This is a genomic window from Stenotrophomonas sp. GD03877 (assembly GCF_029840555.1).
In the GTDB taxonomy this organism is placed as follows: Bacteria; Pseudomonadota; Gammaproteobacteria; order Xanthomonadales; family Xanthomonadaceae; genus Stenotrophomonas; species Stenotrophomonas geniculata.
The window spans coordinates 128,601-144,387 of sequence record NZ_JAOCCT010000001.1 but is presented as its reverse complement, the minus strand read 5'-3'; the positions used below and the strand labels follow the sequence as shown (position 1 = coordinate 144,387).

At 67.8% G+C, this 15,787-nt stretch carries 14 protein-coding genes; 6 read left to right on the top strand and 8 right to left on the bottom strand.

Features of this window, described 5'->3' with window-relative positions; translation table 11 throughout:
* Nucleotides 1-63 precede the first annotated feature (63 nt).
* From N5D20_RS00570 to N5D20_RS00555, 4 genes are all read right to left on the bottom strand, one after another.
* Complete coding sequence (locus tag N5D20_RS00570) at nucleotides 64-663, bottom strand: hypothetical protein (protein ID WP_010481862.1); 600 nt, start codon at nucleotides 661-663, stop codon at nucleotides 64-66.
* Between the two features lie 4 nt (nucleotides 664-667).
* Nucleotides 668-2,875 carry a TonB-dependent hemoglobin/transferrin/lactoferrin family receptor gene (locus N5D20_RS00565; protein ID WP_010481864.1) on the bottom strand — a complete coding sequence of 736 codons (2,208 nt, stop codon included), beginning with the start codon at nucleotides 2,873-2,875 and terminating at the stop codon, nucleotides 668-670.
* Between the two features lie 189 nt (nucleotides 2,876-3,064).
* Nucleotides 3,065-3,259: a hemin uptake protein HemP gene (locus N5D20_RS00560; protein WP_005412278.1), complete on the bottom strand. Its 195-nt coding sequence runs from the start codon at nucleotides 3,257-3,259 to the stop codon at nucleotides 3,065-3,067.
* 292 nt (nucleotides 3,260-3,551) lie between these two features.
* On the bottom strand, nucleotides 3,552-4,523 hold the full coding sequence (locus tag N5D20_RS00555) for an aldo/keto reductase (RefSeq protein WP_010481868.1): 972 nt from the start codon (nucleotides 4,521-4,523) through the stop codon (nucleotides 3,552-3,554).
* 193 nt (nucleotides 4,524-4,716) lie between these two features.
* Here N5D20_RS00555 and N5D20_RS00550 point away from each other — a divergent pair, with 193 nt between their 5' ends.
* Together N5D20_RS00550 and N5D20_RS00545 are read left to right on the top strand one after the other, a co-directional pair.
* Nucleotides 4,717-6,015: a nucleoside transporter C-terminal domain-containing protein gene (locus N5D20_RS00550; protein ID WP_049453452.1), complete on the top strand. Its 1,299-nt coding sequence runs from the start codon at nucleotides 4,717-4,719 to the stop codon at nucleotides 6,013-6,015.
* A 25-nt stretch (nucleotides 6,016-6,040) separates the two neighbouring features.
* Entirely contained in the window at nucleotides 6,041-7,006 is a 966-nt protein-coding gene (locus N5D20_RS00545) for a ribokinase (RefSeq protein ID WP_010481872.1), read from the top strand.
* Nucleotides 7,007-7,070: 64 nt separating this feature from the next.
* On the opposite strand, the gene N5D20_RS00540 is transcribed toward N5D20_RS00545, so the two are convergent.
* A complete protein-coding gene (locus N5D20_RS00540; protein ID WP_279914668.1) occupies nucleotides 7,071-8,291 on the bottom strand; it encodes an MFS transporter in 1,221 nt (406 codons plus the stop codon).
* Between the two features lie 94 nt (nucleotides 8,292-8,385).
* Here N5D20_RS00540 and N5D20_RS00535 point away from each other — a divergent pair, with 94 nt between their 5' ends.
* The 4 genes from N5D20_RS00535 (at nucleotide 8,386) to N5D20_RS00520 (ending at nucleotide 11,874) form a co-directional block, all read left to right on the top strand.
* Nucleotides 8,386-9,303: a LysR family transcriptional regulator gene (locus tag N5D20_RS00535; RefSeq protein ID WP_010481875.1), complete on the top strand. Its 918-nt coding sequence runs from the start codon at nucleotides 8,386-8,388 to the stop codon at nucleotides 9,301-9,303.
* 109 nt (nucleotides 9,304-9,412) lie between these two features.
* Nucleotides 9,413-9,844, top strand: a complete 432-nt coding sequence (locus tag N5D20_RS00530) for a hypothetical protein (protein ID WP_043398005.1) — start codon at nucleotides 9,413-9,415, stop codon at nucleotides 9,842-9,844.
* 147 nt (nucleotides 9,845-9,991) lie between these two features.
* Nucleotides 9,992-10,987 carry a tRNA dihydrouridine synthase DusB gene (dusB, locus tag N5D20_RS00525; protein WP_279914666.1) on the top strand — a complete coding sequence of 332 codons (996 nt, stop codon included), beginning with the start codon at nucleotides 9,992-9,994 and terminating at the stop codon, nucleotides 10,985-10,987.
* Between the two features lie 59 nt (nucleotides 10,988-11,046).
* Nucleotides 11,047-11,874: a class I SAM-dependent methyltransferase gene (locus N5D20_RS00520; RefSeq protein ID WP_005415318.1), complete on the top strand. Its 828-nt coding sequence runs from the start codon at nucleotides 11,047-11,049 to the stop codon at nucleotides 11,872-11,874.
* A 44-nt stretch (nucleotides 11,875-11,918) separates the two neighbouring features.
* On the opposite strand, the gene N5D20_RS00515 is transcribed toward N5D20_RS00520, so the two are convergent.
* The 3 genes from N5D20_RS00515 to N5D20_RS00505 form a co-directional block, all read right to left on the bottom strand.
* Nucleotides 11,919-12,965, bottom strand: coding sequence for a metal-dependent hydrolase (locus N5D20_RS00515; protein ID WP_279914664.1), 1,047 nt, complete (start codon nucleotides 12,963-12,965; stop codon nucleotides 11,919-11,921).
* A 119-nt stretch (nucleotides 12,966-13,084) separates the two neighbouring features.
* A complete protein-coding gene (locus N5D20_RS00510) occupies nucleotides 13,085-13,885 on the bottom strand; it encodes a UDP-2,3-diacylglucosamine diphosphatase (protein ID WP_010481879.1) in 801 nt (266 codons plus the stop codon).
* Nucleotides 13,882-15,597: a lysophospholipid acyltransferase family protein gene (locus tag N5D20_RS00505; protein WP_241885823.1), complete on the bottom strand. Its 1,716-nt coding sequence runs from the start codon at nucleotides 15,595-15,597 to the stop codon at nucleotides 13,882-13,884. Before N5D20_RS00505 ends, N5D20_RS00510 begins: the two co-directional genes overlap by 4 nt.
* Between the last annotated feature and the right edge of the window lie 190 nt (nucleotides 15,598-15,787).

Below are 15,787 nucleotides of genomic sequence, written 5' to 3'. Positions count from 1 at the left end.
CTTCGGGGGTGCAGATTCATTGAGGGGCCATCCGTGGCCAACGGGCGTTCCATCAGGAGAGGGTCACAGGCGGATCAGCGGCAGGTCGCCGGGAATCCGTGGCGCCGGGCGCCGGGCGGCGTCGGCACAACAACAGTCGTCGATCACCAGTTCGCCTTCAGCACCTTCCAGGCGTGCGATGCGGCGGGCGGTGGCCGCGCCCAGCGAGGACAGGGTCGAGAGGCTGGCCGCCAGGGTGCGCCCGTCGTCGGCGGCGTGCAGGCGCAGCGCGCACAGGCGCCAGCGCTGGCCGCCGAGATGGCCGGCCAGGCGCCGCCACAGTCGTTCGCCGACGCTGCCATCGCTGTCGTGTTCCGGTCCCGGCGGCAACGCGGCCACCAGCCGGTCCCAGGCCAGGAAATCGCTGTCCGGTAGCAGATACAGACGCCACACGCAGCGGCCGCGGCCATCGAGGAAGCACAGGCTTTCGCGCAGGCCCTCGCTGTCCACGCCCTGGCAGGCGTGCACGCGTACGGCCTGGCGCCAGCCACCCAGCTCGTTGCCGTCGGCGCGGTACAGGCACAACACGGTGCCGAGCGTGGCCAGCTGTGCCGGGGTCGGCCAGGCCGCGCTGTGCGGCGCGGCGATGGAGTCATTCCTGCGTGCGGACAGTGCTCGGCTCATGAGGTCACCAGGAAACGGCAAGGCTGGCGGAGAAGGTGCGGCCCGGGCTGCTGAAACGATCGCTCAGTGCGCGATTGGTGATCAGGCTCGGGGTGATCGACGACCATTCGATGTAGCGCTTGTCGGCCAGGTTGAACACGCCGACATTGAAGGTGGCACCCGGTGCGAAGTTCCAGTGCGCCATCAGGTCGAGCACGCCGTAGCCGGCCGGCTGGTAGACGAACGGCGCCGGTGCGTTCGGATTGGTCTGCGCAGCAGGCGGCGGCAGGCGCTTCTTGCGCTGTACGAAGGTGCCGGCCAGTTCGACGCCCCAGGTATCGGTGTCGTACATCAGGCCCAGCGTGCCGCGAAGCGGATCGACCGAGGCCAGCGGCTCGTCATCGGTCCGGTTGTCACCACGCGACCATGCCAACGCACTGCGCAGCGCCCAGCCCTTCAGCGCCGGGCTGAGCTCGCCGAACTCGATGCCGGCCTTCATTTCCGCGCCATAGATGCGTGCTTCGGCGATGTTCTGCGACTGGAACACGGTCAAACCCTGTGCGTTGCGGCCGGTATCGACGTTGGACTGGATGAAATCCTTGTAGTCGTTGTAGTAGCCGCTGACGCTGACGTACGCCGCCGGCGCGATGAAGCGCAGGCCCAGTTCGTAGCCGTCGCTGGTTTCCGGCTTCAGGTCCGGATTGGCGATGGCGGTATAGCGGAAGGCGACATTGGTCAGGCCGATGTTGACGTCGTTGTACGGCGGCGATCGGAAGCCATGCGCATAACCGGCGAACAACGACCACTGGTCGGTGAAGCGCCAGACCATGCCCAGCTTCGGCGACACGCTGGTCTTCTTCAGCTGCGCCACGGCCGTGGTCGGGTTGTCTTCGGCGAAGATGCTGTCCACTTCCGGCTTCAGCTCGTAGCGGTCCACGCGCACGCCCGGCACCAGCGACAGCCTGCCATCGGCAAAGCGCATCTCATCCTGTGCATACAGGCCCAGCTCGGTGGTCTTGCTGATCGGGAAGTCACGCACCGGGAAGGTGTCCGGCAACACCGTGTTGCTGACCACGCCCGCCTTGCTGACCTGGTAGCCGTCGCGCTTCTGGCGGATCTCGGTACGGGTGCCTTCGAAACCGTAGGTCACTGCGTGCTCGACGCTGCCGGTGGTGAACGCCTTGTTGAACTGCGCCTGCAGGCCATAGGCATGCTGGTCGAAGGAGAACACGCGGTGGCGGCGGGTGCCGTCGGTGCGCGTTTCGTCGGTCTGCTGCCGGGTTTCGCTGTTCTGCGCGTACACCTGCCAGTGCAGGCTGTCGGCGAACGGCTGGTCCAGCGCATCCATTTCGTGGGCGAAGGACACGCGGTTGCGCTTCTGGGTGTCGTGGGACTTCATGCCAGTTGCGGCAGCCATCGCGCCGGGACGCGGCGCAACACTGGCAATCGCCGACAGGACATTGGTATCGGTGGTGTCTTCGTTGCCTTCCACGGTCAGGCGGAAGCGCTGGTCCTCGCTCGGTGCATAGACCAGCTTGCTGAGCAGGCTGCGGCCGTCGCGATCCTGCGGATTGGACGCCGTGCGGGTGTCGTTGTCGCTGCGCACCGTGCCCTTATTGTCGGTTTCCTGACCCTGGTGGTGGTTGACGTTGACCAGGCCGCTCCAATGGTCACCACCAAAGGCCGCCGTGGCACCGCCAAGCAGGCCCTTCCACTCACCGTCGTAGCCGAACTTCAGGCCGAAGTAGCTGTTCTTGCCGTCCTTGAGGTAGTCGGCCGGGTCCTTGGTCACGAACGCGACCACGCCGCCGAGTGCATCGGAGCCGTACAGCGAGCTGGCCGGGCCACGTACGATCTCGACGCGCTTGAGCGTATCGAGGTCGGTGAAGTTGCGGTTGGAACTGGCGAACGAACCGATGTCGAACCGGGTCGGCATGACGATGCCGTCGGTCTGGATGCGCACGCGGTTGCCGTCCAGGCCACGGATGCGGAAACCATCCAGGCCGAAGCGGGTCGCGCTGCGGGTGACCGACAGGCCCGGTTCGTAGCGCACCAGATCCTTGATGTCCTGCACCAGATGCCGGTCCATCTGCTCACGGTCGATGACGTCCACGGTGGCCGCCACGTCGCTCACGGCCCGCTCGGTGCGGGTGGCGGTGACCTGCACCCGATCGAATTCGCGCGCATCGGGTGCGGCAGTGGCAGCAGCGTGGGCGGACAGCGGCAGCGCCATCCAGACAGCAAGGCAAAGGGCGGTATGGCGGGTCATCGGGTTCGGTCGGTCAGGCAGGGGAACCCCCGGTTACCGGCACACCCGGAAGGTGCACGCGGTAGACCGAGGGGGAGAGAGCAGGAGCGGACGGGTCGCCCACCCTGTCGGCGCTGCCGGCAGGAGGGAGGGAGGCGGGCGACCAGGCCGCGATTACTTGGTCAGGATCAGCTTGTCGTTGCTGGTGTGCCGCAGGCGATAGAAGCGGTCGCCGTGCTGGATCAGGATTTCACGACGGCCCTTGAGCAGGGCTTCGCTGTCGATGACCTCTTCCGGCGGAACGACGCGGACCGGTCGATCGCGGAGCGTCAGCGTTTCGGGGCGCAGCAGTACAGGTTGAGCATTCATGAGCATCTGGACTCGTGCGAGGGACGAGTTAAATGATAATGATTCTCAGTTGACAATCAACAACCATTCTCAATTTCATTGATGAGATTAATGATCGAATTCGGAAATTCGATAGCTTTTATCAATCAAATAGCGGCGTAGATGTGTAGAGTCGACTGTTAGTCGACTGCTGTTGCTCGAAGCAGTCGTTTATTCGAAGCAGTCGACTAACAGTCGACTCTACCGATCCCGTTCCCGATCCCTCGGCCGAGCCGACCTGGCCGAGGCCCCAGGCCCGGTCGGCCCCCGGGGTTCAGGCGAAGACGGCTTCGACCTGGGCCCAGCCGGCGGCGTCGACCTGCTCCAGCACGTCCAGTGCCTGCAGGTTCTGCAGCAGCTGGCTGACCCGGCTGGCGCCGAGGATCACGCTGGAGACATTCGGGTTGCGCAGGCACCAGGCAATCGCCAGCGTGGCCGGGGCCTGGCCCAGCGCGCGCGCGACTTCGCTGAAACGGCGCACCTGACCCAGGCGGGCCCCGGCGTCGGCCCCCAGCACCAGGTCCTGCAACCACTCCATGCCTTCGCGCCCCAGCCGTGCATCGGCCGGGATGCCCTGGTCGTACTTGCCGGTGAGCAGGCCCGAGGCCAGCGGCGAGAAGATGGTGGTGCCCAGGCCGGCACCGGCATACAGCGGCGCGTACTCGACCTCGACCCGCTCGCGGTGCAGCAGGTTGTACTGCGGCTGCTCCATCGACGGGCCCTGCAGGTTGCGCGCCTCGGCGATGTCCAGCGCCTGCTGGATCTGCGCCGCCGACCACTCCGAGGTGCCCCAGTAAAGAATCTTGCCCTGCCGTACCAGGGTATCCATGGCGTGCACGGTCTCGGCGATCGGCGCGTCCGGATCCGGGCGGTGGCAGTAATAAAGGTCCAGGTAGTCCACCCGCAGGCGCTTGAGTGCAGCGTGGCAGGCGTCGGTCACGTGCTTGCGCGACAGTCCGCGCTGGGTCGGTCGCGGGTCCTTGGCGCTGCCGAAGAACACCTTGCTGGACACGCAGAAGCCGTCGCGCGGCAGGCGCAGGTCGGTGATCACGTCCCCCATGACCTGTTCGGCACGGCCGTTGGCATAGCCCTCGGCGTTGTCGAAGAAATTGACGCCATGATCCCAGGCGGCGGCCACCAGGTTGCGGGCCTCATCGCGCGGAACCTGATCGCCGAAGGTCACCCAGGCGCCGAAGGACAAGGCGGAAATCGGCAGGCCGGTGGAGCCCAGGCGACGGTATTGCATGCGAATCTCCTGCTGCGGGCCCGCATCCGGGCCGGGATCAAACCCCATTCTACCTGCCGCCGCCAGCCGCAAGCCCTTGCCGTTGCTGGCCTGATCGGCACCGATGGCCGCGCACACGCTGCTTTTTCTTGCCCCGGCCCCTGCCCTGCACTAGGCTTCCCGTTTTTCGCGACGCCCCAGGGGAGTCACTCACATGGTCGAAGGTTTGGGCAGGATCGGCTTCGGCCTGTTCGGGTTGGCGGTGCTGATCGGCATCACCTGGTTGTTTTCCAATAACAAGCGCGCGGTTGACTGGAAGCTGGTTGCCACCGGTATCACCCTGCAGATCGCCTTTGCGGCGCTGGTGATCCTGGTGCCGGGCGGGCGCGACGTGTTCGACGCGCTGGGCAAGGGCTTCGTCAAGATCCTCAGCTACGTCAACGAGGGCTCGGGCTTCATCTTCGGCTCGTTGATGGACACCAAGAATTACGGCTTCATCTTTGCCTTCCAGGTGTTGCCGACCATCATCTTCTTCTCTGCACTGATGGGGGTGATGTACCACCTCAACGTCATGCAGGCGATTGTGCGCGTGATGGCGTGGTCGATCACCAAGGTGATGCGCGTGTCCGGCGCGGAAACCACCAGCGTCTGCGCCAGCGTCTTCATCGGCCAGACCGAGGCGCCGCTGACCGTGCGCCCGTACATCGCCAGGATGACCCAGTCCGAGCTGCTGACCATGATGATCGGCGGCATGGCACACATCGCCGGTGGCGTGCTGGCGGCCTACGTGGGCATGCTCGGCGGCGGTGATCCGGCGCAGCAGGCCTTCTATGCCAAGCACCTGCTGGCGGCCAGCATCATGGCGGCCCCGGCCACCCTGGTCGTGGCCAAGCTGCTGATCCCGGAAACCGGCACCCCGCTGACCCGCGGCACGGTGAAGATGGAAGTCGAAAAGACCTCCAGCAACATCATCGACGCGGCCGCTGCCGGCGCCGGTGACGGCCTGAAGCTGGCGCTGAACATCGGTGCGATGCTGCTGGCCTTCATCGCTCTGATCGCGCTGTTGAACGCACCGCTTACCTGGATTGGCGATGTGACCGGCCTGGCCGCTGCCATCGGCAAGCCGACCAACCTGTCGACCATCTTCGGTTACGTACTGGCCCCGATCGCCTGGGTGATCGGCACCCCGTGGGCCGATGCCACCACCGTCGGTTCGCTGATCGGCCAGAAGGTCGTGATCAACGAGTTCGTGGCCTACACCGAGCTGTCGCAGATCGTGAACGGCCAGATCGCCGGCGTGAGCCTGTCCGAGGAAGGTCGCCTGATCGCTACCTACGCGCTGTGCGGCTTCGCCAACTTCAGCTCGATCGCGATCCAGATCGGCGGCATCGGCGGGCTGGCCCCGGAACGTCGCCACGACCTGGCCAAGTTCGGCCTGCGCGCCGTGCTGGGCGGTACCATTGCCACCTTCATGACGGCGACCATCGCCGGCGTGCTGACGCACTTCAGTTGAACCCTTGGTTGAGAAAAGATTCCCTATGAGCAGCAGTGTCGTTGTCGTCGGTTCCTTCAATGTCGATCACGTGTGGCGATGCGAGTCGCTGCCGGCACCGGGTGCGACCATTGCCGGCCGTTACAGCACCGGCCCCGGTGGCAAGGGCTTCAACCAGGCCGTGGCGGCCTGCCGCGCCGGTGCCGACACCCACTTCGTGTGCGCGCTGGGCGACGATGCCGGTGGCGCCACCGCCCGTGAGCTGGCCGCGCAGGACGGCTTCGGTCTGATCGCCGAAGCCAGCAGCGAACCGACCGGCACCGCCGGCATCTATGTGGACGCGCGCGGCCGCAACACCATCGTGATCGGCCCGGGTGCCAACGCCGCGCTGAGCACCGACTTCCTGCAACAGCAGCAGGCGCTGCTGACCGGCGCCAAGGTGGTGCTGGTGCAGCTGGAATCGCCGGTGCAGACCATCGAAGCGGCACTGGCCACGGCCCGCGAGGCCGGCGTCACCACCGTGCTCAACACCGCACCGGCCGATGCCCCCTCCACCATCGGCCTGCTCAAGCTGGCCGATGTGATCACCCCGAACGAGACCGAGTTCGCCGCCCTGCTCGGCCGTCATGTCGGTGAGCGCGTGGATGCCAACGACGTCGCCGCGCTGGATGGCGCCAGCCTGCACGCGCTGTGCCGCAAGCTGGTCGGCAACGGCACGGTGGTGGTGACCCTGGGTTCGGTGGGCGTGTTCGTGTCGCATGCCGACGAGAACCTGCGCGGCGATACCCAGCCGTACTACCGCGTGGGTGCCGAACAGGTGCAGGCGATCGACACCACCGGCGCCGGCGACGCCTTCAACGGTGCGCTGGCCGCATCGCTGGCACAGGTGGCCGACGCCCCGTTCGCCCGTCACGTGCGCTTCGCCAACCAGTTCGCCGGTCGTTCGACCGAGAAGGAAGGTGCCGCTGCGGCAATGCCGCGTTTCACCCCGGCCGACGCCGAAGCAAAGTAATTCCACGCCATGCGTGGATGAAGAAGCCCGGGTGTGCAGACACCCGGGCTTTTCTGTTTGTTTTTCAATGAGGCAGATCCACACCATGCGTGGATGAACGAGACCGCGCAAGCCATCCCAGCAACAGGCCAGCGGCAATCGCCAGCAACGCGACGGCCGCGCCCACCGCGCCCAGCGATGCCAGGCCGAAGCGTTCGATGGCCCCACCTCCCAGCAGCGCACCCAGGCCGATGCCGGCGTTGGCCGCAGACACATTCAAGGTTCCGGCCAGCGCCTGTGCCTGGGGCGCTGCACGCATCACCCGCACCTGGCACAGCGGGAACAATGCGGTATGCGCCACACCCCACAGGACCAATGCGATGAGCACGAATGCGCCGTGGCCGGCCAGCCCGACACTGGCCAGCATGCCCAGCGCCAGCACCGCGCAGAACACCAGGGTCGCGCCCAGGGGCGCACGATCGACCCAGCGCCCACCCAGTGCATTGCCGAGCAGTCCCACGGCGCCGAAGCCCATCAACCACCAGCCCACCTGTGCCGCCGGTACCCGCATCAGCCGCTCCAGTACATCGGCCAGGTAGGTGTAGGCAGCAAACATCGCGGTGAACACCAGCACCGACAGCAGCACATGGCCCAGCAACTGCGGCTGGCGCAGCACACGTGCCTGCTCGCCCAGCGCGCGCCGCGGCCCGACCACGGTGTCCGGCATCCACAACGCCAGCGCGCCCGCCATCAACAGCGACAGGGCCGCCAACAGCCAGAAGCTGCCGCGCCAACCGAGGGCGTCGGCGGCCAACGTCCCCAGTGGGATACCGAACAGCATTGCGGCGGTGATACCCAAGTAGACCCGCGCGACAGCACGGCCTCCCTGCCCTGCAGGAGCCAGCTGCACAGCAGTCTCGCTGGCGGTGCCCCAGAACACCGGCAGGGCCAGTGCCGGCAGCACCCGCGCCAGCGCCAGCAGCCACGGCTGCGTGGCCATCGCGGCCAGCGCGTTGGAAGCCGCGAACAGCAGCAGGATGACCACGAACAGGCGGCGCCGGCCGACGTGTGACAGCAGCGCGGTCAAGGGTGGCCCGGCCAGCATCACGGTGAACGCGAACAAGGTGACCAGCTGCCCCGCTCGGGCGATGCCCAGGCCAAGGTCGCGCGCCAGCGCGGGCAACAGGCCGACGATCAGGAACTCGGTGGTGACGATGACGAAGGCGGACACCGCCAGCAGGACGACTGAAAAACGTGCGCGAGCGTTTGCGTGGACAGCGGTCACGGCGGAATCAAGGGAGGACATGGGCGGGCATCAGAACAGGGGTCGCCAGCCTATTTCCTCCGTGAGTTCCGATTGCTGCTATGTTTTCCATCGATTCCGGACAGAATTTCTCCCCATGCTTCCCACCGAGCGGCTGCGCGGCATAGAGGCCTTCGTCGCCACCGCCGATGCCGGCAGTTTCACTGCCGCCGCCGAACGCCTGCACCTGACCAGTTCGGCGGTGGGCAAGACCATCGCGCGGCTGGAGGCGCGGCTGGGAGCGCGGTTGTTCGAACGCAGCACGCGCCGCCTTCGCCTGACCGAGGCCGGTGAGGGCTTCTACCGCACCTGCGTGCGGGTGCTGGGCGAACTGGCCGATGCCGAGTCAGTGCTGGTCTCGCACGCAGACGCTCCCGTGGGCCGCCTGCGGGTGGATGCGCCGGCCACCTTCGGGCGCCTCAAAGTCTGGCCGTTGCTGCTGCAGCTGGCCGCCGAGTTTCCACAGCTGCATCCGCAGGTGACCTTCAGCGACCGCTTCAGCGACCTCGCCGAGGACGGCGTCGACCTCGCCGTACGCATCGGCGGTCCCGAGCCGCTGCCCGCCACGCTGGGCAGCCGCCAGCTCGGTTACGAATGCCTGCGCTTCTGCGCCTCCCCGGCCTACCTGCTCCGGCATGGCCAGCCCCGCTCGGCCGCCGAGCTGGCCGGGCATGACGGTGTGCTGTTCGGACGCGCGGACGGCAGCATCGGGCCGTGGCAGGTGGCCGATGGCGGGCAGCGCAGTACACCGCTGCAGGCCCGCGCGCGCCTGGTGGTTGGCAGCGCCGAGGCCCAGGTGGCGGCGGTCGAGGCCGGCTTCGGCATCGCGCAGCTGGCCACCTGGCTTGTCGATGACGCGCTGGCGCGCGGCAGCCTGGTCTCGATCCTGCCGTCGCTGGACTGCCGCGGCCTGCCGCTGCGCCTGTTGTGGCCGCAAGGCCGGCAACGGCTGCCACGCGTGGACGTGGCCCTGGACCGTCTCGGCGCCGGGTTGCAGATCGATCCGCCGCGCTGAGCGCAGCGCTATCATCTGTGGTCGCATCGGACGGCTGCGACTGCCGGTCGCATTGCCCGCATCCCGCCCCTCACCCACCATCCGCGCAGCGTTTCAGCGTGGGCAGGACATGGACGGATTCCCTTGGTTGCTGGTTGCCGCCGCCGGTAGTGCCATTGCGGCCCTGCTGCATATCGGCTGTATTGCCTTCGGCGCCTCGTGGTACAGGTACTTCGGTGCTGGCCCGCGCATGGTCCGGCTGGCACAGGCCGGGCATTGGTGGCCGCCGCTGATGACCGCCGGCATTACGGCCGTGCTGGTGGCCTGGACCCTGTACGCACTCGCAGCCGCGGGCTGGCATTCGCCGCTGCCGGCCAGCCGTCTGGTCCTGTCGGGCATCGCCCTGCTGTTGCTGCTGCGCGCGGCGATGGGCTTCGGGCTGGCCCTGCTCCAGCCCGGCGACAACGGCCGGCGCTTCTGGGTGGTCAGTTCACTGGTGTGCCTCAGCCTGGGGCTGGCCTTCGCCCTGGGTACCCGCCAGGCCTGGCAGAGCCTGGGGTAGCCGCCTACCATCGCCCGCCCTTGGGGGCGGCGGAAGCAACCGTCAAGCATCTGCTGATGCCGGTACGGCATGAGGTCGGTGCCGATGGGCCTGAACCGGGGCGGGGCTGACACGGCCGTACCGCCGCCCGCGCCCTACAATGGGCGCATGCAGATCGGCCCCTACACCATTGCCCCCAACGTCGTGCTGGCGCCCATGGCCGGCGTCACCGACAAGCCCTTCCGCCTGCTGTGCAAACGGCTGGGCGCGGGTCTGGCCGCCTCGGAAATGACCATCAGCGATCCGCGCTTCTGGAACACGCGCAAGTCGATCCACCGCATGGACCATGACGGCGAGCCGGCCCCGATCAGCGTGCAGATCGCCGGCACCGAGCCGCAGCAGCTGGCCGAGGCCGCACGCTACAACGTCGACCACGGCGCGCAGATCATCGACATCAACATGGGTTGCCCGGCCAAGAAGGTGTGCAACGCCTGGGCCGGTTCGGCACTGATGCGCGACGAGCAGCTGGTGGCGCGCATCCTCGAGGCCGTGGTCAACGCGGTGGACGTGCCGGTCACGCTGAAGATCCGCACCGGTTGGGACTGCGACCACCGCAACGGCCCGTTGATCGCACGCATCGCCGAGGACAGCGGCATCGCGGCACTGGCGGTGCACGGCCGTACCCGCGACCAGCATTACACCGGCCAGGCCGAGTACGCCACGATCGGCGAGATCAAGGCCGCGCTGCGCATTCCGGTGATCGCCAACGGCGATATCGATTCGCCGCAGAAGGCCGCCTGCGTCCTGAAGGAAACCGGCGTAGACGCGGTGATGATCGGCCGCTCGGCACAAGGCAGGCCGTGGATCTTCCGCGAAGTGGCGCACTATCTGGCCACCAGCGAGGAACTGCCACCACCGTCGTTGGCGGAAGTGCGCGACATCCTGCTCGGCCACCTGCACGCACTGCATGCGTTCTATGGCGAGCCGCAGGGCGTGCGCATCGCGCGCAAGCACCTGGGCTGGTATGCCAAGGACCGGCCGGAGAATGCGGCCTTCCGCGCCGTGGTCAACCGCGCCGAAGACCCGCAGAGCCAGATCGCGCTGACCACCGAGTACTTCGACCGCCTGATCGCCGGGGAACCGGCGTTGTCTTCGGCGGCCTGAGCCGCCAATCCTGCGTTTCCGGACAGTCGAGCCTGCTCGACGCTACAAGAGCCCGCCCCATGACCCCGCCGATCTCCTCCCCGACCTACCTGCACGGGTTCTCCGGCACCGAGCAGCAGCGCCTGATGACCCAGGCGCGCCTGCTGGAATCGAGCATCTTCGGCCAGATCGACTACAGCGGCGCGCGGCGGCTGCTGGAAGTCGGCAGCGGCGTGGGTGCGCAGACCGAGATCCTGCTGCGCCGCTTCCCCGAGCTGCACGTGACCGGTGTGGACCTGAGCGAGACCCAGCTGGCCACCGCGCGCGAGAACCTGGCGCGCACGCCGTGGTGCAGCGATCGCTACACCCTGCAGCAGGCTGACGCCGGCGAGCTCCCGTTCGAGGCACGCAGCTTCGACTCGGCGTTCCTGTGCTGGGTACTGGAGCACGTGCCGTCACCGGCGCGCGTGCTGAGCGAGGTGCGCCGGGTGCTGGCACCGGGTTCGCCGGTCTACATCACCGAGGTGATGAATGCCTCGTTCCTGCTCGACCCGTATTCGCCGCACATCTGGCGTTACTGGATGGCGTTCAACGATTTCCAGTACGACCACGGGGGCGACCCGTTCGTTGGCGCCAAGCTGGGCAACCTGCTGCTGGCCGGCGGCTTCCGCGACGTGCACACCGAGATCAAGACCATCCACCTGGACAACCGCGAACCGGCGCGGCGCAAGACGATGATCGCGTTCTGGGAGCAGCTGCTGCTGTCGGCCGCCGACCAACTGCTGCAGGCCGGCTCGGTGGACGAGGAAACCGTGGAAGGCATGCGTCGCGAGTTCCGCCTGGTGCAGAACGACCCGAATGCGGTGTTCTTCTATTCGTTCGTGCAGGGCCGCGCCACGGTGTATTGAGCCGACGCGGCACCAATGCTCCCGCATCCACGCATGGCGTGGATCTACTCGACAGCGCCGACTACGGGCGCATGCCAGATCCGCTGCCACATCGCCGCCAGCCGGCGCCCGGCATCAGCGCGCGCGGCGGGACTGCTGTAATCCGCCCGCAGCTGCTCGGGCGTGATTGGCCGCCACTGCCCGCCGACCTGCTCGGCCACGGCGAAGTTGAAGGTGTAGTCCGGCTCCAGGCCCATGCGCAGGTCGCTCAGCACCAGCCGGCCGTCCATCACCTGCGCACGCATGAAGCCACGGTTGAACCAGGTCAGCTGCTGCACCGCCGGGATGCCCCCTGCTTCGCGCAGTGCCTGCACGTTGGACGCGTGGCCTTCGAACTGCATCGGCCCGTGGTCGGCCACCAGCGAGCGGTCGCCCACCACGTAGCCGTTCGGCGTCATCGCCACCACCCGCCACAGCAGGGTGTTGAACGGCATCGGCACCGAGAAGCGCGGGGCATCGCCCAGGCCCATCGCCGCCAGGCTCTGCTGGGCAGCACGGTCGACCTGGGCCTTGGCGATCAGGCCCCACCCCAGGTAGGCACTGCTGGCCAGCAACGCCACACCCAGCACCTTGCCAGCCCAGGGGCGGGCGCGGCCAAACCAGGCCAGCACGCAGCCCAGCAGCAGCCACACCGTGTAGCCGGGATCGATGATGAAGACGCTGGAGCCCATGGTCGGGTGTGGCCGCAACGGCCACCACAACTGGGTGCCGTAAACGGTGAATGCATCCAACAGCGGATGGGTGACCAGCGCCAGCTGGATCGCCCAGAACCAGCGCACTGGTGACTGCGCAACGCGGCCGTTGCCGAAGCGCTTGAACAGCCACCAGATCAGCGCTGCCACCCAGGGCAGCACCAGCAGCGAATGGCTGAAGCTGCGGTGCTCGATCATGTTCGCCACCGGGTCGGCGGCGGTGAAGCCGAGCCACAGGGCATCGAGGTCCGGCAGGGTGCCGAGCGCGGCACCGGCCAACAGGGCCGCGCGGCGCTGGCCGGGCGGAGCGATGGCAGCGGCGACGGCGCCGCCGAGCACGATCTGGGTCAGGGAATCCATGGACCGATGCTAGCGGCTTGCGGGCGGTGCATGTAGAGCCGAGCCCATGCTCGGCTGCCGTTACACGCAATGAAGAGCAGCCGAGCATGGGCTCGGCTCTACAAGGGGACAATCGCGGGTTACGCCGCCTGCGACAGGCGCGCGCCCGGCAGCTCCACCAGCGTCTGGCCGTTGTGGTCCAGCAGGCGCAGCGCGCCATCGTGGTCTTCGGCCAGTGCTGTCAGGCTTTCCACCCAGTCGCCGTCGTTGGCATAGACCAGGCCGTCGCGTTCAATCAACGCAGCGCGGTGGATGTGGCCACAGACGATGCCATCCAGTCCGCGACGGCGCACGTCGTCCAGGCCGGCCTGCACGAAGCGCTCGATGTAGCGTTCGGCCGCACCGCTGCGCTTCTTCAGGAATTCAGACAACGACCAGTAGCGCATTCCCAACAGCCGCCGCACCGCGTTCAACGCCTGGTTGCCGGTCAGGATGCGGTAGTACAGCCAGTCACCGAACTTTTCCTGCAGGCCGCCGAAGTGGGTCACGCCGTCGTACTCGTCCCCATGCGCGACCAGCAGCCGGCGGCCATCGGCGGTCACGTGGATGGCGCGCCGGCGCACCTGCATCGCCGGCAGCATCAAACCGCAGACCTGGCGCAGCGAAGCATCGTGGTTGCCGGGGATGTAGACGATCTCGGTCCCGGCACGGCGCAACGCGTGCAGGGCCTGGATGACTTCGCTGTGTGACTGCCGCCAGTTGGCCCGGCGGTGCGCCATCCACCACAGGTCGATGATGTCGCCGACCAGATACAACCGTTCGCAGCGCAGCTGCGAGAGGAACCGTGCCAGCTCGGTGGCATGGCAGTGACGTGAACCCAGATGTACATCGGAGACGAACACTGCGCGCCGGTGCGGCGACAGGTTCGCCAGCGCGCTCATGCCGGCGTCCCCGCGTCGCGCAGGTAGCGTTTGCGCTTGTTCGGCCGGATCGCACACAGGTCCACTTCGATCAGGCCGTCGATCGAATCGCTGAAGTCCGGGTCCACGCCGAAGGCGAGGAAGCGCGCGCCACCGGGTTCACACAGATCGGTGTACTGGCGGTACAGCGTGGGCACGCCGGTGCCAAGTGCGGCCAGGTTGGCCTTGAGCACATCGAACGCGGCGCCTGCATCCAGCTCGCCGAAACTGGGCGGCGCGGCGAAGTACTGGAACGGGCGGTTCGATTCGACCAGGCCAGCAGTACCGCTGTAATAGCGCTGGTAGTACGCCACCAGCTGCTCGCGCGCATCGCGTGGCAGCGCCGCGCTGATCGACACGGCGCCGAACAGGTAGCGGATGCCCGGCCGGCACTGCAGGTAGGCGCCGATGCCCTGCCACAGGTAATCCAGGCTGCGGCTGCCCCAGTAGTCGGGCACCACGAAGCTGCGGCCCAGTTCCAGGCCCTCGGCGATGTGGGTGATGGCATCGTCGGAATAGCGGAACAGCGACGCACTGTAGAGCCCGGACAGGCCGTGCCGGGCCAGCGCATGGGCGCCGCGCATGATCCGGTACGCGCCGGCGATGCGCTGCGCGGCCGCGTCCCAGATCACGATGTGCTCGTACCGCAGGTCGTAGTCGTCCAGGTCGCGGCTGCGCCCGGTGCCCTCGCCCACCTGGCGGAACGTCAGTTCGCGCAGGCGGCCCAGCTCCAGCAGCAACGGTGAATCAGCGGTACAGGTGGCCAGCAGGATCTGCTTGCCATCGGCGGTCTGGCCCAGCTGGGTCGCTGCGGCAATCCCTGCGGCGACCTGCGAGGGCGGCACCGGGGCAGCCAGCGGCTCCGGACCTGCGCAGGCAGCGGCATTACCGGCTGCGCCATTGCGGCCCAGCGCATAGAGCGCGCGGCGTACCGCCAGCAGCTGTGCGCCCGGGTCGCCGCCTTTGCCCAGCTGCATTGGCTCGCCGATGCTCAGGCGCAGCGGGCGGCCACGGCGGGTGAACATCTCGCGCGCCAGCAGCGCGGTGCCCGCCGGCTTGAACAGGGTCGAGGCGCCGTAGAACAGTGCCGAATTGCGTGCTTCCACGCGCACCGGCAGCACCGGCGCACCGGCGGCACGGGCAAAGCGGACGAACCCGCGCTGCCAGCGGCCATCGCGGATGCCGCGCAGCGACAAGCGCGAGACCTCGCCGGCCGGGAACACGATCACGCACTGCTCGGCGGCCAGCGCCTCCTCCACCGCGTGCAGACTGCCGCGCTGGGCCTTGCCGCCAAGGATGCGCACCGGCAACAACAGGTCCTGCAGTGGCGCGATGGCCCCCAACAGATCGTTGGCCACGATCCGCACGTCACGACGGATGCGGCCGACCGCGTCCAGCAGTGCGAGGGCGTCCAGCGCCCCCGAGGGGTGGTTGGCGACGATCAGCAGGCGGCCGGTGGCGGGAATCTTCGCCAGCGCGGCCGGATCCACCTGGTACTGGCCATCGATGAATTCCAGGCCGGCGGCGACGAAGCCGAATCCGCGCAATCCTGTACTGCGCTGCAGGAACGCTTCGATCTGGTCCAGGCGCGACCAGCGGCCGACACTGCGCAGCAACGGCCGTGCCAGTTGGCCCCGGCGGCCGTGGAACCAATCGGGGAAGCGTTGCTGGAGACGCTGTTCAAGTTCCTGCATGGCGGATCCACTCATGCCCGGCGGCCGGATTGGCCGACAGCCTGCGCCCGGCAGGCGGCAGCCAGATGGCGGTTTCGGGGCAGAACGATGACGGCCGGCCTGGCAGGGTCGCGGCGTGCGCGGTCCGGGGTTGGACAGCCCCATCCGTCGTCACGCTGGTGGAACACTGGGCCTCGAGGCCAGGCCCAAT

Bases quoted from the DNA above. Each gene is read 5' to 3' on its own strand.
- N5D20_RS00565 (WP_010481864.1), bottom strand. From the start codon at position 2,875: ATGGCGCTGCCGCTGTCCGCCCACGCTGCTGCCACTGCCGCACCCGAT.
- N5D20_RS00510 (WP_010481879.1), bottom strand. From the start codon at position 13,885: ATGAGCGCGCTGGCGAACCTGTCGCCGCACCGGCGCGCAGTGTTCGTC.
- N5D20_RS00570 (WP_010481862.1), bottom strand. From the start codon at position 663: ATGAGCCGAGCACTGTCCGCACGCAGGAATGACTCCATCGCCGCGCCG.
- N5D20_RS00555 (WP_010481868.1), bottom strand. From the start codon at position 4,523: ATGCAATACCGTCGCCTGGGCTCCACCGGCCTGCCGATTTCCGCCTTG.
- N5D20_RS00505 (WP_241885823.1), bottom strand. From the start codon at position 15,597: ATGCAGGAACTTGAACAGCGTCTCCAGCAACGCTTCCCCGATTGGTTC.
- N5D20_RS00560 (WP_005412278.1), bottom strand. From the start codon at position 3,259: ATGAATGCTCAACCTGTACTGCTGCGCCCCGAAACGCTGACGCTCCGC.
- N5D20_RS00540 (WP_279914668.1), bottom strand. From the start codon at position 8,291: ATGTCCTCCCTTGATTCCGCCGTGACCGCTGTCCACGCAAACGCTCGC.
- dusB (WP_279914666.1), top strand. From the start codon at position 9,992: ATGCAGATCGGCCCCTACACCATTGCCCCCAACGTCGTGCTGGCGCCC.
- N5D20_RS00530 (WP_043398005.1), top strand. From the start codon at position 9,413: ATGGACGGATTCCCTTGGTTGCTGGTTGCCGCCGCCGGTAGTGCCATT.
- N5D20_RS00515 (WP_279914664.1), bottom strand. From the start codon at position 12,965: ATGGATTCCCTGACCCAGATCGTGCTCGGCGGCGCCGTCGCCGCTGCC.
- N5D20_RS00550 (WP_049453452.1), top strand. From the start codon at position 4,717: ATGGTCGAAGGTTTGGGCAGGATCGGCTTCGGCCTGTTCGGGTTGGCG.
- N5D20_RS00520 (WP_005415318.1), top strand. From the start codon at position 11,047: ATGACCCCGCCGATCTCCTCCCCGACCTACCTGCACGGGTTCTCCGGC.
- N5D20_RS00535 (WP_010481875.1), top strand. From the start codon at position 8,386: ATGCTTCCCACCGAGCGGCTGCGCGGCATAGAGGCCTTCGTCGCCACC.
- N5D20_RS00545 (WP_010481872.1), top strand. From the start codon at position 6,041: ATGAGCAGCAGTGTCGTTGTCGTCGGTTCCTTCAATGTCGATCACGTG.